The sequence below is a fragment of the Shewanella sp. 10N.286.51.B8 genome, from assembly GCF_041469325.1.
Taxonomy (GTDB): Bacteria; Pseudomonadota; Gammaproteobacteria; order Enterobacterales; family Shewanellaceae; genus Shewanella.
Map to the genome: position 1 here is coordinate 13,860 of NZ_JBFRKG010000008.1, position 20,752 is coordinate 34,611.

23 protein-coding genes are annotated in these 20,752 nt (G+C 43.5%); 4 read left to right on the forward strand and 19 right to left on the reverse strand.

Annotated elements, in window-relative coordinates:
• The first annotated feature begins 58 nt into the window (after positions 1-58).
• Positions 59-2,257 (forward strand): S46 family peptidase, encoded by a 2,199-nt coding sequence (locus AB4160_RS04040; protein WP_372003676.1) that lies wholly within the window; start codon positions 59-61, stop codon positions 2,255-2,257.
• Between the two features lie 145 nt (positions 2,258-2,402).
• On the opposite strand, the gene rplI is transcribed toward AB4160_RS04040, so the two are convergent.
• From rplI to rpsF, 4 genes are read right to left on the reverse strand one after another with little or no spacing between them, the layout of a single operon-like run.
• Positions 2,403-2,855: a 50S ribosomal protein L9 gene (gene rplI / locus AB4160_RS04045; protein ID WP_076539126.1), complete on the reverse strand. Its 453-nt coding sequence runs from the start codon at positions 2,853-2,855 to the stop codon at positions 2,403-2,405.
• Positions 2,856-2,885: 30 nt separating this feature from the next.
• Positions 2,886-3,113 carry a 30S ribosomal protein S18 gene (gene rpsR / locus AB4160_RS04050; protein WP_055023454.1) on the reverse strand — a complete coding sequence of 76 codons (228 nt, stop codon included), beginning with the start codon at positions 3,111-3,113 and terminating at the stop codon, positions 2,886-2,888.
• Positions 3,114-3,125: 12 nt separating this feature from the next.
• Entirely contained in the window at positions 3,126-3,428 is a 303-nt protein-coding gene (gene priB / locus AB4160_RS04055; RefSeq protein WP_076539129.1) for a primosomal replication protein N, read from the reverse strand.
• A 7-nt stretch (positions 3,429-3,435) separates the two neighbouring features.
• Positions 3,436-3,840 (reverse strand): 30S ribosomal protein S6, encoded by a 405-nt coding sequence (gene rpsF, locus AB4160_RS04060; protein WP_076539132.1) that lies wholly within the window; start codon positions 3,838-3,840, stop codon positions 3,436-3,438.
• A gap of 365 nt (positions 3,841-4,205) precedes the next feature.
• Here rpsF and AB4160_RS04065 point away from each other — a divergent pair, with 365 nt between their 5' ends.
• Positions 4,206-4,949, forward strand: coding sequence for a YdiY family protein (locus AB4160_RS04065; protein WP_198590856.1), 744 nt, complete (start codon positions 4,206-4,208; stop codon positions 4,947-4,949).
• A 104-nt stretch (positions 4,950-5,053) separates the two neighbouring features.
• Here AB4160_RS04065 and rlmB read toward each other — a convergent pair whose 3' ends face one another.
• The 8 genes from rlmB to zapE form a co-directional block, all read right to left on the reverse strand.
• A complete protein-coding gene (gene rlmB, locus AB4160_RS04070; protein ID WP_102440114.1) occupies positions 5,054-5,797 on the reverse strand; it encodes a 23S rRNA (guanosine(2251)-2'-O)-methyltransferase RlmB in 744 nt (247 codons plus the stop codon).
• 4 nt (positions 5,798-5,801) lie between these two features.
• A complete protein-coding gene (rnr, locus tag AB4160_RS04075; RefSeq protein WP_372003678.1) occupies positions 5,802-8,276 on the reverse strand; it encodes a ribonuclease R in 2,475 nt (824 codons plus the stop codon).
• 35 nt (positions 8,277-8,311) lie between these two features.
• A complete protein-coding gene (locus tag AB4160_RS04080) occupies positions 8,312-8,965 on the reverse strand; it encodes a tetratricopeptide repeat protein (protein WP_102440124.1) in 654 nt (217 codons plus the stop codon).
• Between the two features lie 194 nt (positions 8,966-9,159).
• Entirely contained in the window at positions 9,160-10,455 is a 1,296-nt protein-coding gene (locus AB4160_RS04085; protein WP_076539144.1) for an adenylosuccinate synthase, read from the reverse strand.
• A 67-nt stretch (positions 10,456-10,522) separates the two neighbouring features.
• Positions 10,523-10,711, reverse strand: a complete 189-nt coding sequence (locus AB4160_RS04090; protein WP_303413844.1) for a DUF2065 family protein — start codon at positions 10,709-10,711, stop codon at positions 10,523-10,525.
• A 167-nt stretch (positions 10,712-10,878) separates the two neighbouring features.
• Positions 10,879-11,271, reverse strand: a complete 393-nt coding sequence (gene rpsI / locus AB4160_RS04095; RefSeq protein ID WP_076539149.1) for a 30S ribosomal protein S9 — start codon at positions 11,269-11,271, stop codon at positions 10,879-10,881.
• Between the two features lie 15 nt (positions 11,272-11,286).
• A complete protein-coding gene (rplM, locus tag AB4160_RS04100) occupies positions 11,287-11,718 on the reverse strand; it encodes a 50S ribosomal protein L13 (RefSeq protein WP_076539151.1) in 432 nt (143 codons plus the stop codon).
• 242 nt (positions 11,719-11,960) lie between these two features.
• Positions 11,961-13,073 carry a cell division protein ZapE gene (gene zapE / locus AB4160_RS04105; protein WP_102440111.1) on the reverse strand — a complete coding sequence of 371 codons (1,113 nt, stop codon included), beginning with the start codon at positions 13,071-13,073 and terminating at the stop codon, positions 11,961-11,963.
• Positions 13,074-13,306: 233 nt separating this feature from the next.
• Here zapE and AB4160_RS04110 point away from each other — a divergent pair, with 233 nt between their 5' ends.
• A complete protein-coding gene (locus AB4160_RS04110) occupies positions 13,307-14,659 on the forward strand; it encodes a DegQ family serine endoprotease (protein WP_102440110.1) in 1,353 nt (450 codons plus the stop codon).
• Between the two features lie 116 nt (positions 14,660-14,775).
• Entirely contained in the window at positions 14,776-15,849 is a 1,074-nt protein-coding gene (gene degS / locus AB4160_RS04115) for an outer membrane-stress sensor serine endopeptidase DegS (protein WP_102440109.1), read from the forward strand.
• 110 nt (positions 15,850-15,959) lie between these two features.
• On the opposite strand, the gene murA is transcribed toward degS, so the two are convergent.
• The 7 genes from murA to AB4160_RS04150 all read right to left on the reverse strand — a co-directional run bounded on the left by murA (position 15,960) and on the right by AB4160_RS04150 (position 20,638).
• Positions 15,960-17,219, reverse strand: coding sequence for a UDP-N-acetylglucosamine 1-carboxyvinyltransferase (murA, locus tag AB4160_RS04120; protein ID WP_102440108.1), 1,260 nt, complete (start codon positions 17,217-17,219; stop codon positions 15,960-15,962).
• A 27-nt stretch (positions 17,220-17,246) separates the two neighbouring features.
• The gene (locus AB4160_RS04125; protein WP_076539160.1) at positions 17,247-17,498 is read right to left on the reverse strand and encodes a BolA family protein; all 252 of its coding nucleotides are present in this window, start codon (positions 17,496-17,498) and stop codon (positions 17,247-17,249) included.
• Between the two features lie 25 nt (positions 17,499-17,523).
• Entirely contained in the window at positions 17,524-17,820 is a 297-nt protein-coding gene (locus AB4160_RS04130; protein WP_076539162.1) for a lipid asymmetry maintenance protein MlaB, read from the reverse strand.
• Complete coding sequence (locus AB4160_RS04135) at positions 17,817-18,482, reverse strand: phospholipid-binding protein MlaC (protein WP_102440107.1); 666 nt, start codon at positions 18,480-18,482, stop codon at positions 17,817-17,819. Before AB4160_RS04135 ends, AB4160_RS04130 begins: the two co-directional genes overlap by 4 nt.
• A 9-nt stretch (positions 18,483-18,491) precedes the next feature.
• Positions 18,492-18,965, reverse strand: coding sequence for an outer membrane lipid asymmetry maintenance protein MlaD (gene mlaD, locus AB4160_RS04140; protein ID WP_102440106.1), 474 nt, complete (start codon positions 18,963-18,965; stop codon positions 18,492-18,494).
• 73 nt (positions 18,966-19,038) lie between these two features.
• A complete protein-coding gene (gene mlaE / locus AB4160_RS04145) occupies positions 19,039-19,824 on the reverse strand; it encodes a lipid asymmetry maintenance ABC transporter permease subunit MlaE (RefSeq protein ID WP_102440105.1) in 786 nt (261 codons plus the stop codon).
• Positions 19,811-20,638 carry an ATP-binding cassette domain-containing protein gene (locus AB4160_RS04150; RefSeq protein ID WP_102440104.1) on the reverse strand — a complete coding sequence of 276 codons (828 nt, stop codon included), beginning with the start codon at positions 20,636-20,638 and terminating at the stop codon, positions 19,811-19,813. The genes mlaE and AB4160_RS04150 overlap by 14 nt, the downstream gene beginning before the upstream one ends.
• Positions 20,639-20,752 lie beyond the last annotated feature (114 nt).

Genomic DNA, 20,752 nt, shown 5'->3' on the forward strand with positions numbered 1-20,752 from the left:
CACGGATAAACAATCAGAATAAATAACAACAATAAATAATAAAAAATAAGGAAAGAACATGCGTTATGCACTCGTTGCAGCCCTTGTGCTGTCTTCTGGATTTGCCTATGCCGATGAAGGTCAGTGGCAACCCTATCAAATGCCTTCTATTGCAGATAAATTAGCACAACGCGGCATCGATATTCCTGCTAAACAGCTTGCAGATTTAACCCAGTATCCAATGAATGCGGTTGTGGGTCTGGGCTATTGTACCGCCAGTTTTGTCTCTCCCCAAGGCTTAGTTGTGACCAATCACCATTGTGCCTATCGAGCCATCCAATATAACAGCAAAACTGAACATAATTACTTAGCAGACGGCTTTCTAGCTAATACTAAAAAAGAGGAGCCATCAGCAGGCCCTAATGAGCGATTATACATCACTGAGAAGGTAACGGATGTCACTTCTCAAGTGAATGCGAATTTAAGTCGCGATCCTCTTAGCCGTTATGAAGATATCCAATCAAACCGTAAAGCATTAATCAAAGACTGCGAAACCGACGAAAACTACCGTTGTTCAGTCAGCAGCTTTCATAATGGACTTGAGTATTACTTAATTAAACAACTCATTATTCGTGATGTCAGACTAGTATACGCACCACCTGAAAGCGTAGGGGCTTTTGGCGGCGATATTGATAACTATGAATACCCACGCCACTCGGGCGATTTTACCTTCTTACGTGCCTATGTGGGCAAAGACGGTCAGCCGGCAAGTTATGCCGAAGACAATGTGCCTTATCAGCCAAAAAGTTATCTTAAAATAAATGCTGATGGCGTTAAAGCCGGAGATGGCGTGTTTGCCGCAGGCTATCCGGGAGCGACCAGTCGTTACCGCCTAACCAGCGAGTTAGAGTTTGCCAGTGATTGGATGTATCCAACCTACGCTAAGCGCTATCAACTGCAAATCGACACCATTAATCAAATGGCTGCCGACAATAACGCCATTGCGATTAAATACGCCGGTAACCTTGCCTCCATGGCAAACAGAATGAAAAAACTGAACGGGTTACTCGATGGTTTTAAAGCCACAGATATTGTCGGTATCAAACAATCACGTGAAGATAACTTCTTAGCTTGGCTTAAAAAAGACGCCAATGCTAACCATCAATTGATTGGTGAATTAGAAGCATTACTGGCTGAGCAAAATAACCTCATTCAAACTGACTATTATTTTAATAATGCCCAATCAAGTGCAATACTTGCCGCAGCTAAAAAGCTCTATCGTTTAGCCAAAGAAAAACAACTGCCCGATGCAGAGCGTGAGCAAGGGTTTCAGCAGCGTGATATGAAAATGTTTGCCGCTAACTTAAAACGCCTTGATAGAAGTTTTGATGCCAGTGTCGATAAAACCTTGTGGCTACAAGACTTGAACGCTTACATGGGGCAAAATCAGCGCGTTGAAATTCTTGATAACGCACTGAATAAGATCTCTGATGCTGAGGCATTATCAGCAAAATTAGATGCCTATTACGCCTTAACCACTTTAATGGATAAAGAGCAGCGTTTAGCTTGGATGAACAAAGACGCCCAAGCCTTTGAAACCAGCTCAGATCCGTTTATTCGCTTAGCGGTAGCGCTGCACGACACCAACATGGCACAGGAAAAAGCCGAAAACACTTTAAAAGGTAAGTTATCAACCGCTCGCCCTGAATACATGAAAGCCATCATCAGCTATTACAAAGCCAATGACTGGCCTGTGTATCCAGATGCCAATCGCACCTTACGGATCACCTACGGCATGGTCGATGGTTATCAGTCTGCAGATGCACTCTATAAGCAGCCTTTTACCCGTCTCGAAGGCATAGTGGCTAAACATACTGGCGAAGATCCATATAACGCGCCACAAAAGCTATTAACGGCAATTAAAGCCAATGATAACGGTGAGCACTCTGTCGCATCGGTTTATCAAGATCCACGCTCATGGATTTGTCGTTTATTCTCTTGTTTAGATACGCCAGAAGAATTTAACTCAGTGCCGGTTAACTTCTTATCCAGTGTTGACACTACAGGTGGTAACTCAGGTTCACCGGTATTTAACGGTAAAGGTGAGTTAGTAGGTTTGAACTTTGATTCAACTTACGAGGCGATTACTAAAGATTGGTTCTTTAACCCAACGATAACCCGTGCAGTACACGTAGACTTTCGTTACATCCTATGGATGATGGATAAAGTTGATCACGCCCAAAACTTGATTGATGAGTTAGAGCTAGTAAGAAATTAGAGTATCACGCCCCAACTTGTGCAAACGAGCTTGGGGTGACCCTGACCACTCTCATTACAGGTAAAGCTGAAGCCTTAAAAGCCTAAAATTAAGACATAAAAAAACACCGCCAATTGGCGGTGTTTTTATTTAAATCAATGAGCTATTAATCTTCTGCAACAACAGAGATTTTAACTACTGATTTAACTTCAGTGTGAAGTTGAACTTCAACTTCAAAGTCACCTAGGTTGCGTAAAGCACCTAAAGGTAGACGTACTTCAGCTTTAGCTAGCTCAACGCCTGCTGCAGTAACTGCATCAGCGATGTCGCGGTTGCCCACTGAACCGAATAATTTACCTTCGTCACCAGCTTTAGAAGCGATAACAACTGACTCTAATGCAGCAAGCTTTTCAGCGCGAGCAGTACAAACACTTAATTCAGCAGCTAATTTAGCTTCTAATTCAGCGCGACGTGCTTCGAAAACTTTAACGTTTTCGTCATTAGCGATAACAGCTTTGCCTTGTGGCAAAAGGAAGTTACGAGCATAACCAGCTTTAACAGCAACTTGGTCACCTAAGTTGCCTAGGTTAGCGATTTTATCAAGCAGAATAACGTTCATTATCTAATTCCTCTGATTTAAATACTGCGATTACTGATGTAAATCAGTGTAAGGCAGTAGAGAAAGATAACGAGCACGCTTAATCGCGCGAGCTAGTTGGCGTTGATATTTAGCACTAGTACCAGTAATACGGCTAGGAACAATCTTACCGCTTTCAGTTACGTAGTTTTTTAAAGTAACGATATCTTTGTAATCAATTTCTGCAACACCTTCAGAGGTGAAACGACAGAACTTGCGACGACGGAAATAACGTGCCATGTTGACAGTCTCCTAAGTTTTCAATTCGACATTTTCGGCATGCAAAACCAATTTATTTTGGCCATTTCGCCCTTGTTGTAAAGAGATAAACCCTTCAACTTGGACCTGCACACCTGCTTTTAATTCTTCTGTTACGCTGTTAAAGCGCTTACCACTTAATATGACTTGGATCAGACAATAAACATTTCTCAACATTTGATCGTCATACCGCTGTGTTTTGTGTTCTAGCGTAATCACCTTATGGGGAATGCCGCTGGGACTATCAAAACGCTTTGAACGAGTTATCGTTCCGGTCAACACTAAGTGATTAATCACAGACTAATTATTCAGCAGTTTCTTCAGCGCTTGCTTCAACTTCTTTTTCAGCAGCTGGTGCAGCAGTAGGAGCACGACGTGAATCACGCTCATCTTTTGCTTTAGCCATTGGAGAAGCTTCAGTAACAGCAGTTTTAGTGCGCATTACCATGTTACGCAGAACAGCGTCATTGAAACGGAAAGCTGTTTCTAACTCTTCGATAGACTCTGCAGTTGCTTCTACGTTCATAAGAACATAGTGAGCTTTATGTAGGTCTTGAATTGGGTAAGCCAATTGACGACGCCCCCAATCTTCTAAACGGCTGATAGTACCGTTAGCATCAGTGATTACACTGCTGTAACGCTCGATCATACCTGGGACTTGTTCACTTTGATCTGGGTGAACCATAAATACGATTTCATAATGACGCATTTATTGCTCCTTACGGTTAATTAGCCTCACGTGTGGCTCAGTCAGACCAAGTTGGAGGCAAGGAACGGAATTAAATGACTGATTTAAGCGCGGGATGATACATAAAGCCCGCACAAAACTCAAGCAATACTTGTGTGGTGCATGCTTTATTACCTTTAACTGATTAACTCACTCAAGCAGGCGTTGACAGCAATGACGGTAAATAATGAAAATACCCAGCAAAAAACAATAACCAGCGTGAAATTTAATTTGATATTGAATACACAGATGAAGCCATTGAGCGCTTTGCAGCCACTGCGAATACAGGTATTATGGCGCTTCATCCGTATTTCAGGCGTTCCTAATAACTATATAGAAACAACGTAATGAAAAAAGTCTGTATCTTTATGTCTTCTCTTCTCACAACGTCTTCAGCGTGGGCACTTGTTCCCCCAGACTATAAAGAGCCTCCCAGTGACTTTAAGGCTGAAATTGAAGCCGGTATGCAACTCAATACTGGTAATAACCAATCGCAAAACTTCAACGGCCGCACCTACTTAAATTACGATACTGAAAAAGCCCGTCAGGAATTTACCTTTAAGGTGTATTACGCCGCAGATAAAGACTCTACCACGGCTGAAAAGTATGATGTATTTGCCCAGTCGAGTTATAAGCTAGAAAGCGGCTATATTTTTGGCCGCGGTGAATTTACCTGGGATGATTTTGGTAGTTATACCAAACTGTCGACGGTTTCTACCGGTTATGGTTTTGATTTACTCTCAAACTATACCCAGAGCCTGAGCATAGAAGTCGGCCCCGGTTACCGTTATGACTTACCCAAAGCAACAGATACAGACTTAAACCCTGCAGCCAACCAAGACATCATTTTGCGTACCGCCGCCAAGTACAATGTGAAACTGCAAGAATATACCAGCCTCAATGCCGATTTGACCTCTGAAGTGGGTGAAGATAACAATACCTTGACCTTAGACGTCAGTTACAGAAATACCTTTTTACAGGACTGGGCCTTTAAACTCGGGGTGAACGTGAGATACACAGCGGTAGTTCCTGAAGACAGTGTAAAAACCGATACCATCACCACATTTAACTTGCTATATACTTTCCAATAAATTGCAACGCCGTTACAGCGGCCTGTAATGAGCCTTTTCAACATTCCAGATACAAAAAACGGGCCTTAAGGCCCGTTCCACTATCTGCTGATCAGCTCAGTAAATTACTTCACTAAACGTTGACGCACAGCTTCAAACAAACAAATACCGGTTGCCACTGATACATTCAAGCTTGAGACACTTCCCGCCATCGGGATTGACACTATTGAATCACAGCTTTCACGGGTTAAACGGCGTAAACCTTTATCTTCTGCGCCCATCGCAATGGCTAAAGGCCCTTTTAAGTCTGCTTGGTATAACTCACAATCCGCTTCACCGGCGGCACCAATAATCCACACCCCTTTTTGCTGAATATGACGCATAGTACGGGCAAGGTTGGTAACTTGGAATAATGGAATCGTTTCAGCCGCGCCGCAAGCAACCTTGCTCACGATTGACGTCAGTCCCACCGAGTTATCTTTTGGTACGATAATCCCTTGTACACCGGCAGCATCGGCATTACGTAAACAAGCACCTAGATTATGTGGGTCAGTGACACCATCAAGAATTAACAAAAATGGTAGGTCTGTCTTTTCTAATAAAGCATCTAAGTCCGCTTCAGCCAAGATTTTAGCAGCTTTAACTCGTGCAACAATACCCTGATGCTGAGTGCTCGATGCTTTGTCATCTAGTACTTTACGACCTGAACTTTGTACAGACACACCAAACTCTGTCGCTTTTTTGATTAATGGTAATAAACGCTCGTCATCACGACCTTGTAATACCCAAACTTCAATGACGCGTTCAGGTGAGTTGCTTAGCAAAGCTTCTACTGCGTGAATGCCAAAAATGATATCTTGTTTTTTCATTTACTTATTTTCTCTTGCGCTTTGCTTTAGTCGATGGTTTTTTAGCAGCCGGTGATGTTACACCAGCCGCTGAACTATTTGCAGCTTTAGCTGCAGGCTTGCGCTTTTTTCCGCCTTTAGTGGCAGATTTTTTCGCTTTGCCCGCTGTGCTTTTACCCGCTTTGCCAGAACGCCCCTTTGCTGGCGACTCTGCAACTGGCTCACCTTTTGCTGATGCGCCCATTTTAGCGCCTTCAAGATTGGCTCTTTCTCTGGCTGTTAATGGCTTCTTATTGGCTTTCTTACGGCTCTTACCGTGATCACCAATCATGATCAGATCGATTTGACGATCATCTAAGTTAACCGCGGCAACTTTGACATTGACCTCGTCACCCACTTGATAAACCTTGCGGGTGTTTTCGCCAATCAAACGCTGACGCATTGGGTCAAACTGATAATAATCGCTGACTAAGCTTGAGATATGCACTAAGCCATCGATATACAAATCCTTTAAACGTACAAACAAACCAAAATTGGTCACTGAAGCAATGACAGCTTCAAATTCATCACCAACATGATCTTGCATGTATTCACATTTGAGCCAGTCGCTGACATCACGTGTGGCTTCATCTGCACGGCGCTCAGTAGTTGAACACTCTTCGCCCAGTTTATCTAGCTCTTCAAGTAGATAATGGTAGCCACCTTCTGGGGTCCACTTCTGCTTCATCTCACCTTGCTCTGCCGCTAACAAATAACGGATAACGCGATGTAAGACTAAGTCAGGGTAACGACGAATAGGCGAGGTAAAGTGTGAATACTCTTCTAATGCCAAGCCAAAGTGACCGTCATTATCAGGGGTGTATATCGCTTGTCTCATTGAGCGCAGTAACATTACCTGGATCAATTCAGCATCCGGTCTATCTGCAATTTTCAGCATTAAGTCCTGATAATCTGACGGCGTAGGTTCAGTGCCGCCATTCATTGATAAACCGCGTTCTGCCAGAAACTCTTTGAAGTTTGCCAACTTGGTTTCTGAAGGTGACTCATGCACACGGTATAACACTTCACCTTTATGCTTTTTGACGAACTTAGCTGAAGCGACGTTGGCTAAAATCATACATTCTTCAATGATTTTATGTGCCTGATTACGGCTACGGGGCACAATTGCTTCAATTTTACGTTGCTCGTTAAACACAAACTGGGTTTCAACGGTTTCAAACGCAATCGCCCCACGTTCTGCGCGGCGCTCATTTAAGGTTAAATATAACGACTGTAAACACTGAAGATGCGGGAACAAAGCTTCATGCTCAGGGGCAATCTTGCCACCTTCTAGCATGGCTGCCACTTGCGTGTAAGTAAAACGCGCATGTGAGTGCATCACTGCCGGATAAAACTTATAACCCGATAGTTTACCCGCAGCTGAAATGGTCATCTCAGCCACCATACAAAGGCGATCAACATGGGGATTTAGTGAACACAAACCATTAGAGATTTTCTCTGGTAGCATCGGGATAACTTGCGATGGAAAATACACTGAGTTACCACGGGATCTCGCTTCATCATCTAATGCCGAGTCTGTACGCACATAGTGACTTACATCAGCAATAGCGACCCATAAACGCCAGCCACCGCTAGGTTTAGTTTCGGCATAAACAGCATCGTCAAAATCGCGGGCATCTTCGCCATCAATGGTCACTAAGGGTAAATGTCTTAAATCGACGCGACCTTGTTTATCAGACTCTGGGACTTCATCCGGAATGCGCTTAAGTTTTTTCTCAATAACAGCTGACCATTTGTGAGGCAAATCGTAATTGCGCAGAGCAATTTCAATTTCCATACCTGGCGCCATTGTTTTACCGAGCACTTCGGTCACTTTAGCTGCCGCTTTAACAAATCGTCCAGGACGACGGGTTAATTCAAGCACAACAACGTCGCCAGCTCTGGCGCCATTAGCGTCTTCTTTGGCAATCAAGATTTCTTGGGTAATGCGTCTGTCATCGGCAATCACAAATGCCATGCCAGCATCAACATGATAACGGCCGACTAATGGCGCGCTGCGCTGCTGCACTAAACGAACGATACGCGCTTCACGTCGTCCACGGCGATCGGAACCTGCTTTTTGCGCCAACACTTTATCACCGTGAAAATACATCTGCATATCACGATTATTAATAAAGAGATCGTCACCGCCTTCATCAGATTTAAAAAATCCGAAACCATCACGATGGCCGATAATCGTACCGGTAAGCAGATCCATTTTTTCAGGAAGACCATAACTATGGCCACGGGTATAAACCAGTTGCCCATCACGCTCCATGGCGCGCAGTCGTCTTCTTAACGCTTCTAAGTGGTCTTCATCAACCATTTTTAGCGCGGCGGCGATATGTTCTCTGGTGACAGGTGACTTTTGCTCACGCAAATACTCTAGTATGTATTCACGGCTTGGGATTGGGTTTTCGTACTTGTCTTGCTCTCTCTCAAAATGAGGATCGATGATCATTCAATTTCCAAATAATTTACTCCCTCGTGGGAGTCTTAGCGGTTGTGCAGCTGTGGCTGCTGTGCTCGCTCTATTATACTGGCGGGCATTTTAGCGGCTAACATCTGCAATAATGATGTGGCTTTTTTCTGTGTCGCGGCATCATTAAATACGCTGTTATATAACCAATGGTAACCTAATTGATAATCAACAGGGCTACCATAACCTTCGCCGTATAGGCGAACTAACATCAATCTTGCAGGCAGATCGCCATTGGCTGCTGCCGGCATCACATATTGCACTGCTCGATTTTTGTCTTGCACTACCATTTCACCGTGATAGTAATATTCGGCCAGTTTCAGCATCGCCTCAGCGCTACCTTGCTCTGCAGCAGTTTGTAATAACGCCATGCCACGGGAAGCGTGTTTATCTACACACACACCATGGTTGAGCATTTCGGCCCATAAAAACTGATACATGGGCTGCTGGAGTACTTCTGCTCTAGCTTCAATATCTTGCACTAGTTGGCAGTCATCGCGTTTAACTTGCTTTAAATAAACATCATTGCGGATCAATTTAATTAATTGCTCATCACCATAGATATCCACCGCGGTTAATTCAGCAACAGCTAAATTCGGCAGTAAGCACAACACCAACAAACATAAACGCAGCATAACGATTCTCAATGACACTTTAGTTACTCTATGCATCGGCATTATAGCCTATATCTTGAGTATTAACTGCACAAACAACAATATTTAGTGGTTATTTGAATTGCCAAAATGATTTTAAAAAAGCAGTAAAAAGAAGAGAAATTGCGCGGAGTTACAGTTTCAATTTTATCGTCTAAGGTTTGTTAATTCTGCATATTAAAAAGGCCGCTAAATAGCGGCCTTTTTATGTGTTAGTTAAATGGATTAACTAATACGATTGTCTCGTTTCTGTCAGGACCGGTTGATACGATATCAACAGGCGCTTCAAGTAACTCTTCGATACGAGCAATATAATTAAGCGCTGCTTGTGGCAGTTGCTCAATTGAAGTAGCACCAAAGGTAGACTCACTCCAGCCAGGCATAGTTTCGAATACAGGAGTAACCTGTTCGTAACCTTCAGCTGCAAGTGGCGTAACAGTTTCTACAGTTCCATCAGGATACTGGTAACCAACACAGATCTTAACTTCTTCAAGACCGTCAAGAACGTCAAGTTTAGTTAGGCAGAAGCCGCTAACACTGTTGATTTGAACTGCACGGCGCATTGCCACAGCATCTAACCAACCTGGACGACGTTTACGACCAGTAGTTGCACCAAACTCTTGGCCTTTATGACCTAAGTAATCACCGATCTCATTCTCAAGCTCTGTTGGGAAAGGACCTGCACCTACACGTGTAGTGTAAGCTTTCATGATACCTAGAACATAATCTAAGTGACGAGGACCAAAACCAGAACCGGTAGCGACGCCACCTGCTGTAGTGTTTGATGAAGTCACATATGGGTATGTACCATGGTCGATATCAAGTAATGTACCTTGTGCACCTTCAAACAAGATAGGCTCACCCGCTTTACGGGCTGTATCAAGTAATTCAGTAACATCAGTACACATACTCTTAAGATAATCAGCAATTGCTAATGCATCATCAAGGGTAGTTTGATAATCAACTGCGTCACAGTCATAGTATTCAGTCAGCATAAAGTTGTGATATTTCATCACTTCTTTTAATTTAACTGCGAATAACTCTGCATTGAATAAATCACCAACGCGTAGACCACGACGAGAAATTTTATCTTCATAAGCTGGACCAATACCACGACCCGTTGTACCGATAGCTTGATTGCCGCGCGCTTTTTCGCGAGCTACATCAAGAGCACAATGGAAAGGTAGGATCAGTGGACATGCTTCTGAAATAAGAAGACGCTCTTCGACAGGAACTCCACGCTCTTTAAGCATGTTGATCTCTTTCATCAAAGCATCAGGAGCCAATACCACACCATTACCGATAATGCATTTCACATTATCACGTAAAATCCCTGACGGAATTAAGTGAAGTACGGTTTTATCGCCGTCAATTACCAGAGTATGACCAGCATTGTGGCCGCCTTGGTAACGAACTACATATTTTGCCTGTTCTGTTAGAAGGTCGACAATCTTACCTTTTCCTTCGTCACCCCATTGAGTGCCGAGTACTACTACGTTTTTGCCCATCGTCTGCTGCAAGGTTGCGGTATAAAGGCGAATTTTAACAGATTTTAGGGGGTAATATGCAAGTATTTTATGCGAAAATTATTAATAGTACTATGCCGGCAGAGACTAGGCAGCCACCTAACCTCCTGAGAGTATTCTTATTTTGCATCGAAAATTCGGCTAAATATTTTTTCCATTGCCGCGGAAATAATAAGGGTCCGATACCTTCAAGTACCAAAACAAGCCCCATGGCAAACATCAACATTTGAAAATTCATGGTCTAGTTCCACTATTTGGTTTACACATTAGCAAAAAACATCGACTACACCATAACGCTTCTAAGCGATCATCGCATTACATCGAATGACTAATTGGCGTTTTTACCTAAAAAAAGCCAATAAAAAACCCAGCATATAGCTGGGTTTTTTGAATTCTGAAAACGTATTAACGTTTTGAGAATTGTGGCTTACGACGTGCTTTACGTAGACCAACTTTCTTACGCTCAACTTTACGAGCATCACGGGTAACGAAACCAGCAGAACGTAAAGAAGGACGTAGAGCTTCGTCTAACTGAAGCAATGCACGAGTAATACCGTGACGAATTGCACCTGCTTGGCCAGTGGTTCCACCGCCCTTAACAGTTACATAGATGTCAAGTTTGTCAGTCATTTCAACTAGCTCTAGAGGCTGACGAACAACCATGCGAGCAGTTTCACGACCAAAATATACATCTAGTGGACGTTGGTTAACAACGATTTGACCACTACCTGCTTTAGCGAATACGCGAGCAGTTGATGTTTTACGACGGCCAGTGCCGTAGTACTGAGTTGCAGACATTAGCTTACTCCCGTATTAGATATCAAGAACTTGAGGTTGTTGTGCAGCATGGTTATGTTCAGTGCCAGCGTAAACTTTAAGCTTACGGAACATAGCACGGCCCAAAGGACCTTTTGGTAACATACCCTTAACTGCTTTCTCGATAATCATTTCAGGCTTATGATCTTGCAGCTTTTCAAAAGAAATCTGCTTAATACCACCGATGAAACCTGTATGTGAGTAGTAAATTTTGCCTTTAGCTTTGTTACCAGTCACAGTAACTTTCTCAGCGTTAATAACGATGATGTAGTCACCAGTGTCAACATGAGGAGTATACTCTGGCTTGTGCTTACCACGTAAACGAGTAGCAATTTCAGTAGCGATACGACCTAAAGTTTTACCTTCGGCATCAACGACGAACCAGTCACGTGTGACTGTTTCTGGTGTAGCAGTAAATGTAGTCTTCATTTTTACAAAAACCCAATGTTTAAAATTCTGTCTCAATGCTGAATGCGGAATGCAAACAACACAATGACCATTTCAAAGCCCCTTCGAGCTGAAATTGGTTTAAATCGTCCACCCAAATTCGGTGGAGTAACGAGGGCAGGTGGCGGATTATAGACAAAGCTGAGTTAAAAATCACCTAATTTCTGATAGTTTTCTAAAAAACTTCTCTGGTGCTTTAGCTGATTTCATCCCTCAATAACTATTTATGGTAAATGCTCCAACATTAAATAGTCATGTGATTGCATTTCAATCAATCTTGAGCGGCAGCGTCTAAACTCAAAACTGAGTAAACCATCTGTGTAAATATCTTCTAATGAAACTTCAGCAGAAATAATTAACTTCACATTACGCTCATAAAATTCATCTACCATCGCGAGAAATCGCCGAGCAATATCATCACCGGTTGTGGCTGAGCCCATTTGTTCAAGCCCACTTAATAGAACGGTATGGTACAAACGAGCCACTTCCATATAGTCGCGCTGGGATCGAGGGCCGTCACATAAGTCTCTAAAGTTGGCCAATAGCACCCCTTGGGATTGCTGGCGAATATTCACCTCACGGCCTTCAATTTCAATGGCGTCAGTGAATACTTCTGATTCTGGAGCAAGCTGGGCAAAATAGCTTAACAAGTTGGTGTCAGCCTGCTCATCCAGTGGGTAGTGGTAAATCTCAGCTTGCTCAAGGGTTCGTAAGCGATAATCAATACCCGAATCCACATTAAGGATTTCGCAGTTTTGGTTTATTAAGGCGATTGCGGGTAAAAATCTTGCGCGCTGTAAGCCATTTTTATAGAGGTCATCGGGAATGATGTTTGAGGTGGCCACTAACGCGACCCCTTCTTTAAATAAGTGTTGGAACAAGGTGCCCAATAACATGGCATCGGTAATGTCAGAAACAAAAAATTCATCGAAACATATGATGTTATATTGCTGCGCCATTTTGTTAGCAATAGTGATTAATGGGTCCTGAACACCGTCAAGTTCGCCTAAGTCATGGTGTAGCTGGTGCATAAAGCGATGAAAGTGGGCCCGCAGTTTTTTCTCTGTTGGCAGCGCATCAAAAAAAGTATCCATCAAGTAAGTTTTACCACGACCTACTCCGCCCCATAAATATAAACCTTTGACGCTAGGGGCTGATTTTTTAAGGCCGATTGAACCTAAAAGCCGACTCAATGAGGACTGCTGAACATCGGCTGCGATAAGTTCTTCATAAACACGTTGCAATGACTTTACCGCTTGCTCTTGGGCTAAATCATGGGAGAAACCTTCACGGGTTAAATCTTGCTGGTAATGCTGCCAAGGGCTTAACTGCGACACGGGGACTACTCTCTATATACTGCTGAAAATTCCACACAACCATAACATATCACCCTTAGCCGGCGTAACGGTAAACCACATAAAAATTAACCTTTGTTAATGATGGCTGAACTTATTGAAACTTAGAACACTCCGAGGTTATATAGTCAATACAGCTAAACTGAAGTTGTATTTACGCCAGTCACCCATAATATGTGTATAAGCAAAGATTAATTTTCAAGGAGCAAGAAACAATGAAACCCAAATTAACCTTAGTTTCAGCAGCGATATTATCCGCCTCTTTATCGTTAATGCCGGCGTTGTCCCAAGCTGCAATTCCACAAACTGTTAATGGTCAAGCGCTACCTAGCCTCGCTCCCATGCTAGAAAAAACAACTCCCGCTGTCGTCTCTGTTGCAGTCAGCGGCACCCAAACCTCTAAACAACAAATTCCCGATGTGTTTCGATATTTCTTTGGCCCTAACGCCCCCCAAGAACAAGTGCGTGAACGCCCTTTTAGAGGCTTAGGATCAGGGGTCATCATTAACGCCAAAGAGGGTTACATCGTCACGAATAACCACGTTATTAATGGTGCTGATGAAATTAAAATTGGTCTGCATGATGGCCGTGAGATTGACGCAAAACTCATTGGCTCAGATCCTGAATCTGATATTGCGCTATTACAAATAGAAGCGAAAAACCTTACCCAAGTGAAACAAACCAACTCTGATGATATCCGTGTCGGCGATTTTGCTATCGCCATTGGTAACCCATTTGGTTTAGGGCAAACCGTGACTTCAGGTATTGTTAGCGCCTTGGGCCGTAGCGGTTTAGGGATTGAAATGCTGGAGAACTTTATCCAAACTGACGCCGCGATTAATAGTGGTAACTCAGGCGGCGCCTTGGTTAATCTTAACGGTGAGTTAATCGGTATTAATACCGCCATTGTGGCCCCCGGTGGTGGCAACGTCGGTATTGGCTTTGCTATTCCGGCTAATATGGTTAACAACCTAATTAATCAAATTATTGAGCATGGTGAAGTTAAACGTGGCGTGCTTGGCGTTATGGGCCGAGACTTAGATAACGAATTGGCCAAAGCATTTGGTCTAGAAACCCAGCATGGCGGTTTTATTAGTGAAGTCATGCCTGATAGCGCCGCAGACAAAGCAGGTATAGAAGCGGGTGACATCATTGTCAGTGTCAATGGTAAGCAGATTAAAAACTTCCAAGCCTTGCGAGCAAAGGTCGCCACTATGGGCGCTGGTGCTAAAGTTAAAATTGGCATCATTCGCGATGGTGATAATGAAACCATTAATGTCACCCTTGGTGAGTCAAATAGCAGTTCAGGCACCAGTGCTGATGCATTACACCCAATGCTTGAAGGGGCTGAGTTAAGTAATAGCCGTAAAGGTATTGAAATTGCTGAAGTGGCTCAAGGATCGCCAGCCGCCAGAAATGGACTCGAGAAAGGCGATTTAATTGTCGGGCTAAATCGCAGTAAAGTAAAAAGCCTTAAAGACTTAAAAGAGCAGCTAAAGACTCAGCAAGGCGCGGTCGCATTGAAAATATTGCGTGACAATAAGCTGCTTTACTTGGTACTGCGTTAAAGCAGCACCGAATAAACCCTGTTGTTTTACCCAATAAGCATCGTAGCCCTGTTACGATGCTTAATTTTTTTAATCATGATAATATCTTGGGTACTTTTTCATAATTTAGTCAGCCAATGAATTTCAAAGACACAATTTTATATTTGACCAAAGCTGTGGCATTTGGATTAGTCATGGCGGCCGCTTTCATATTTGTTACTTCGATAACCAACAACAGTAATTTCAATAATGGCTTAACCACTACCCAGCACCACAATGACTTATCCTTTGCTAAAGCCGTTCGTCGAGCAGCCCCTGCTGTGGTCAATATTTATAGCCTTAGTTTAGATCAAAATAGCCCATTAAATTCAAGCTCGCTTCAAGGCTTGGGTTCTGGGGTTATCATGAGTAAAGAAGGCTACATTTTAACCAATTACCATGTGATTAAAAAAGCCGATGAAATTGTTATCGCGCTACAAGATGGCCGAAAATTTACCTCAGAAGTTGTCGGTTCAGATCCAGTCACCGATTTAGCGGTCCTTAAAATTGAAGGCGATAATCTACCTATCGTGCCGATCAATTTATCCAAACCTGCACAAGTGGGCGATGTGGTACTTGCCATTGGTAACCCTTACAACTTAGGCCAAACCATTACCCAAGGTATTATCAGTGCAACCGGCCGAAACGGCTTAAGTTCAGGCTATCTTGATTTCTTACAAACCGATGCAGCCATTAATGCCGGTAACTCTGGCGGTGCACTTATCGACACCACTGGCGAACTAATTGGTATTAATACTGCGGCATTTCAAATCGGTGATGAAGGTGGCGGGCACGGTATTAACTTTGCCATCCCAATTAAACTGGCTCACAGCATTATGGGAAAGTTGATTAAAAATGGCCGCGTTATTCGTGGCGCGTTAGGGATTTCAGGCGAGCCGTTAAGCCCTGTTATGGCGCAAATCCTCAACTTACCGGATTTAAAAGGCGTATTGGTCACCGCTGTTGATCCCAAAGGGCCTGCGGCAGATGCGAAACTGCGTCCAAGAGATGTGATTATCGCTTATGCAGAAGAGAGTGTTCCTGGGGTTGAAATGCTGATGGATAGAATTGCTGAAACAGCGCCCGGAGATAGCATCACAATGACCATCATCCGTGAAGGTAAGTCTTATGATGTGCCAGTGATTATTGGTGAGAAGGCTGTCGAACCTTAAGCACAAATTACAACTTAACCATTTAATCATAAAAAAGTCAGCTACCTTAGGTAACTGACTTTTTATTCTTTACTATAAAGCTTTGGCAAACAACTTAAGCAATCTACAGCTTATGCAATACGAACCACTTCACCGCCGATGGCTTTAAACTTCTCTTCGATATGCTCATAACCACGATCTAAGTGATATATACGATCAACGGTTGTCGTACCGTCAGCCATAAGGCCTGCAATCACTAAACTCGCTGAAGCGCGTAAATCTGTCGCCATCACTTGCGCACCGTTCATGCGCTCAATACCATTAATGATGCAGGTGTTACCCTCTAGCTCCATTTCAGCGCCCATACGGCTTAACTCAGGTACATGCATAAAACGATTTTCAAAAATCGTTTCAGTCACATGACTGGTGCCTTCAGCTAATGCGTTTAACACACAAAATTGCGCTTGCATGTCCGTCGGAAAAGCAGGATATGGCGCAGTTTTAATATTAACCGCTTTAGGGCGCTTGCCTTGCATATCAAGTTCAATCCAATCGTCGCCAGTATTAATCACCGCGCCAGCATCTTCAAGTTTTGCCAGAACTGCTTCTAGGCTTGAAGGATCAGCGCTTAGACAGCGAATTTTTCCGCGCGTCACGGCTGCAGCCACTAAAAATGAGCCGGTTTCGATGCGATCAGGCATCACTCTGTGGTTACAACCAGAGAGTTTCTCAACCCCTTGAATACGCAAGGTTGCGCTGCCAACACCGGTAATTTTTGCGCCCATTGCAATTAAGCAATGTGCTAAATCATTAATTTCAGGTTCGCGAGCGGCATTTTCAATAATGGTTTCACCATCAGCTAAGGTCGCAGCCATCAATAGGTTTTCAGTGGCACCAACGCTGACCATATCCATAAAGATATGCGCGCCTTTTAAGCGGCCATCAACTCTGGCTTTAATGTAACCTTCTTTTACCTCAATAGTAGCGCCCATTTGCTCTAGCCCTTGCAAATGCAAGTTCACAGGTCTTGCGCCAATCGCGCAGCCACCAGGCAATGAAACATCAGCGGTACCAAATCGAGCCAGTAACGGCCCTAAAATCAAAATAGAGGCGCGCATGGTTCTAACCAAATCGTATGGCGCACAAAACTCTTTGAGATTAGTGGTTGAGATCCGATATTGGCTATTGCCTAACTCAGTGACATCAGCACCAAGGCAGCGAAGTAATTCACAGGTTGTTTTTACATCGCGAAGGTTAGGTACATTCGAAATATTAAAGTCAGTTTCAGCTAAAACACCAGCAAACAGGATCGGCAAAGCCGCATTCTTGGCGCCAGAGATGGTCACATCTCCGGCAAGGGGCTTGCTGGCTTGTATTGTTAATTTATCCACACTAATTCTCTACACTCAGTATTACGCTTACATATTAAATAATTTTTCACGCTTCCACTGAGTCGGCGTAAAAGTCTTGATAGTAAGCGCATGTAACTCACCACTGGCAATATGTTCATTCAGTGGTGCATAAATGGTCTGCTGCTGCTTCACTTTACTCATAGCGTCGAACATTTCGCCAACTGCAACCACTTTGTAGTGGCTACCATCTGAAGTCACATGTACTTCATCTAGGGTTAACGCCTCTGATAAAATCTGCTCAATTACTTTGCAATCCATGAAATGTGCTACCTTAAATTCAATGCTATTGTTCTATGAAAAAGGACTCTAAATCATACAACTCGATAAGTTTTTTTAGATGCTTACTCGGATTAGCCAAGCTCCTTGGCTGAGTGTTGTCCCCATGACAATGACCTAAACATATTAGTTCAAGCAATAAGGCCACGCCTGCACTGTCAACATACTCTAAAGCAGACAAGTCTAACACTTGAGTCGTATCAGTAAACAATTGTTGTTGATTTGGCCACAATTCTCTGACCTCAACCTGAGTTAATTGCCCTTTTAGGTGACAAATATCACCTTGCTGTGAAAATTCAATCACGCAGCATTACCCTCGTCCTGATCTAAGCGAATATCTTGGTTGGTGCGCTCATAAAGCATGTCGATGACCTTATCGACGCCTTTTTGGCGAATTAAATTGGAAATTTCTGATTGCTTTGACGCCAGTAAACTCACGCCTTCCGCCACCAAATCAAACGCTTTCCAGCTGTCATCTTTTAGACGTCTGGCTTTAAACACCACTTTAATGGGCGGGCGACCATCTTCAATAATTTCGACGCGGACATCGATCATTTTCTCGTTACTAAAATCAGCAGCCGGGAAAAACTGTACTTGCTGACCAGTGTACTCAGTAAAGGCTTGGGCATAGGTAGCCACTAAATAACCTTCAAAAGCATCCACAAACCGCTGACGTTGTTCAGGAGTCGTGTCACGCAGGTATTGCCCCATCACTTTATACGCGGCGTATTTATAATCAACATAGGGCATAAGCTCTTCGCGAACGATAACTTTTAAATAGCTTAAATCATTGTCAATGAGGGCTTTGTCTTTATCAAAACGCGCAAAGGTTTTCTCTGATACTTGCTGCACTAGCTTGAACGGATCACGGGTATCTATGTCATCAGTCGTCAGCTCTGCAGCACCAAGCGGGCTGATGCTTAACCATAAAAAGACACTTAACATAACGCGAATAAACTGCTTCATATACCGCTCCTACTTATCATCCGATGACATGCTATAGATTAACTGACCGATTAAGTCTTCCAGTACTAATGCTGAGCGCGTGTCATAAATTTTATCGCCATCAGCGAGCATCTCAATATCATCATCCATAAAGCCTGGGGTTAACCCCAAAAACTGCTCACCCAATAAACCTGCAGTTAAAATCGATAAGCTGCTGGTCTCTGGAAATTGATCATATTGCTTATCCATAGTGATGCTCACTATCGGTACAAGCTTTTTGGGGTCGAGCTGAATATCAGTTACCCTTCCGACAACCACCCCGCCCACTTTCACTGGCGAGCGTACTTTTAAGCCACCGATATTGCTAAATTCAGCGTGTAAACTGTAAGTTGCCTGATTAGGCTTAAGCTCAACATTGGCCACATTAAATACCAGCACACAAAATGCCACTAAGCCTGACAATAAGAACAATCCAACCAATAACTCTATTTTCCGTGTCAACATACGACTAAACCACTTTAATTAATGAATGCAAAATTTACCCAACTTACCTCCCGCTAACACTCAGCAGTTAACATCAATTGCCGAACATAATCGCTGTCAGTAAAAAATCGAGCGCTAACACTGCTAAACTCGCCTGAACCACAGTGGATGTGGTCGCTCGGCTAATGCCTTCGGGGTTGGGAATGACTTCATAACCACGATATAAAGATATCCAGGTTACCACTACGCCAAAAAGCACACTTTTGATTAAACAATTTACAATATCTTGGCGCCACTCAACCGATGCTTGCAGAATTGACCAAAAAGAGCCGCTATCAATGCCTTTCCATTCAACTCCCACTAAATGACCGCCGATAATGCCAACAAGACAAAACATCATCACTAATAATGGCAGGGTGATAACCCCCGCCCAAAAACGTGGCGCTATGATTTGGTGTAAAGGGTCAACCGCCATCATCTCTAAGCTTGATAACTGCTCGGTTGACTTCATTAAGCCAATTTCAGCGGTTAATGCCGAGCCTGCGCGCCCGGCAAAAAGTAATGCCGCAACCACAGGACCAAGCTCTCTTAATAAGCTCAATGCCACCATGGGCCCTAGGCTTTCGACCGTGCCAAAATCAGCCAGTACCGTATAAGCTTGTAATGCCAGCACCATACCGATGAACAGGCCAGAGACTATGATGATCACCATGGAGCGAACACCCAACACATAAACTTGCTTGGTGATTAAGCCAATATCTTTTTTAACATTCGGCCAACGGGCAATAGCGCCCCATAACATCAGCCCTGCTCGGCCTAGACCTGAAATAAAATCCAAAGCAAAGCGGCCAATATTACTGATAAAGTTAATCACGTCCACTTAACATCTCCTGTTGATAGTCTTCAGCTGGATAATGAAAAGCCACCGGCCCATCGGGTGCTCCATGAATAAATTGCTCAATTTGTGGATTGGTTGAAGCCCGTAATTCAGCAGGCGTGCCTGAAGCGATTACTTTTTTCTCGGCGATAACATAAACATAGTCGGCAATACTCAATACTGCATCCACATCGTGGGACACGACCACCGAAGTCAGCCTCAATGTTTCAGATAATTCGCCAATCAATTTCACCAGCACCGCCATCGAAATAGGATCTTGACCGGCGAAAGGCTCGTCATACAAAATCATTTCAGGCTCAAGTGCTATCGCCCGCGCCAATGCAACTCGGCGCTGCATGCCGCCGGATAACTCATTGGGCATCATCAGAGCGGCGCCCCGCAGCCCCACGGCTTGCAGCTTCATCAACACAATCTTACGAATAATAGTTTCAGCTAACCCTGAGTGCTCACGCAGCGCAAACGCCACATTATCAAACACATTCATATCGGTAAAAAGCGCCCCACTTTGAAACAACATACTCATGCGCTTTCGCTGCTCAAATAATTGTTGCCGCTTCAGTTGGTGAATGTTTTGCCCAGCAAAAAGCACCTCACCACTATCAGGGGTTAATTGACCGCCGATAAGTTTAAGTAAGGTGGTTTTACCTATGCCACTTGGCCCCATAATGGCGGTCACTTTGCCAGTTGGAATGCTGAGACTGATATCATCAAAGATAACCTTAGTCCCTCGGCTAAAGCCCATGTTCTTAACTTCTACAAGGGCTGACCTAGTGGGCTCTAAACTTGGAGTAGACATGTCTATAGAGGAAATAATAGCCTTCCTAGAGAACGAGATGTAGAGCTGAAGTGTACGAAATTGTGTAAGAACCTACAACAAATCAATCACCATGCGTTACAATCCCTAACAATT

What these genes read in the sequence shown, in the direction of transcription:
- AB4160_RS04065 (WP_198590856.1), top strand. Translation starts at nt 4,206, where the DNA reads ATGAAAAAAGTCTGTATCTTTATGTCTTCTCTTCTCACAACGTCTTCA.
- rplI (WP_076539126.1), bottom strand. Translation starts at nt 2,855, where the DNA reads ATGAACGTTATTCTGCTTGATAAAATCGCTAACCTAGGCAACTTAGGT.
- mlaD (WP_102440106.1), bottom strand. Translation starts at nt 18,965, where the DNA reads ATGTTGACACGGAAAATAGAGTTATTGGTTGGATTGTTCTTATTGTCA.
- AB4160_RS04135 (WP_102440107.1), bottom strand. Translation starts at nt 18,482, where the DNA reads ATGAAGCAGTTTATTCGCGTTATGTTAAGTGTCTTTTTATGGTTAAGC.
- rpsF (WP_076539132.1), bottom strand. Translation starts at nt 3,840, where the DNA reads ATGCGTCATTATGAAATCGTATTTATGGTTCACCCAGATCAAAGTGAA.
- AB4160_RS04085 (WP_076539144.1), bottom strand. Translation starts at nt 10,455, where the DNA reads ATGGGCAAAAACGTAGTAGTACTCGGCACTCAATGGGGTGACGAAGGA.
- rnr (WP_372003678.1), bottom strand. Translation starts at nt 8,276, where the DNA reads ATGATCATCGATCCTCATTTTGAGAGAGAGCAAGACAAGTACGAAAAC.
- degS (WP_102440109.1), top strand. Translation starts at nt 14,776, where the DNA reads ATGAATTTCAAAGACACAATTTTATATTTGACCAAAGCTGTGGCATTT.
- AB4160_RS04110 (WP_102440110.1), top strand. Translation starts at nt 13,307, where the DNA reads ATGAAACCCAAATTAACCTTAGTTTCAGCAGCGATATTATCCGCCTCT.
- AB4160_RS04040 (WP_372003676.1), top strand. Translation starts at nt 59, where the DNA reads ATGCGTTATGCACTCGTTGCAGCCCTTGTGCTGTCTTCTGGATTTGCC.
- rpsR (WP_055023454.1), bottom strand. Translation starts at nt 3,113, where the DNA reads ATGGCACGTTATTTCCGTCGTCGCAAGTTCTGTCGTTTCACCTCTGAA.
- AB4160_RS04090 (WP_303413844.1), bottom strand. Translation starts at nt 10,711, where the DNA reads ATGAATTTTCAAATGTTGATGTTTGCCATGGGGCTTGTTTTGGTACTT.
- AB4160_RS04125 (WP_076539160.1), bottom strand. Translation starts at nt 17,498, where the DNA reads ATGGATTGCAAAGTAATTGAGCAGATTTTATCAGAGGCGTTAACCCTA.
- AB4160_RS04150 (WP_102440104.1), bottom strand. Translation starts at nt 20,638, where the DNA reads ATGTCTACTCCAAGTTTAGAGCCCACTAGGTCAGCCCTTGTAGAAGTT.
- rlmB (WP_102440114.1), bottom strand. Translation starts at nt 5,797, where the DNA reads ATGAAAAAACAAGATATCATTTTTGGCATTCACGCAGTAGAAGCTTTG.
- rplM (WP_076539151.1), bottom strand. Translation starts at nt 11,718, where the DNA reads ATGAAGACTACATTTACTGCTACACCAGAAACAGTCACACGTGACTGG.
- rpsI (WP_076539149.1), bottom strand. Translation starts at nt 11,271, where the DNA reads ATGTCTGCAACTCAGTACTACGGCACTGGCCGTCGTAAAACATCAACT.
- AB4160_RS04080 (WP_102440124.1), bottom strand. Translation starts at nt 8,965, where the DNA reads ATGCATAGAGTAACTAAAGTGTCATTGAGAATCGTTATGCTGCGTTTA.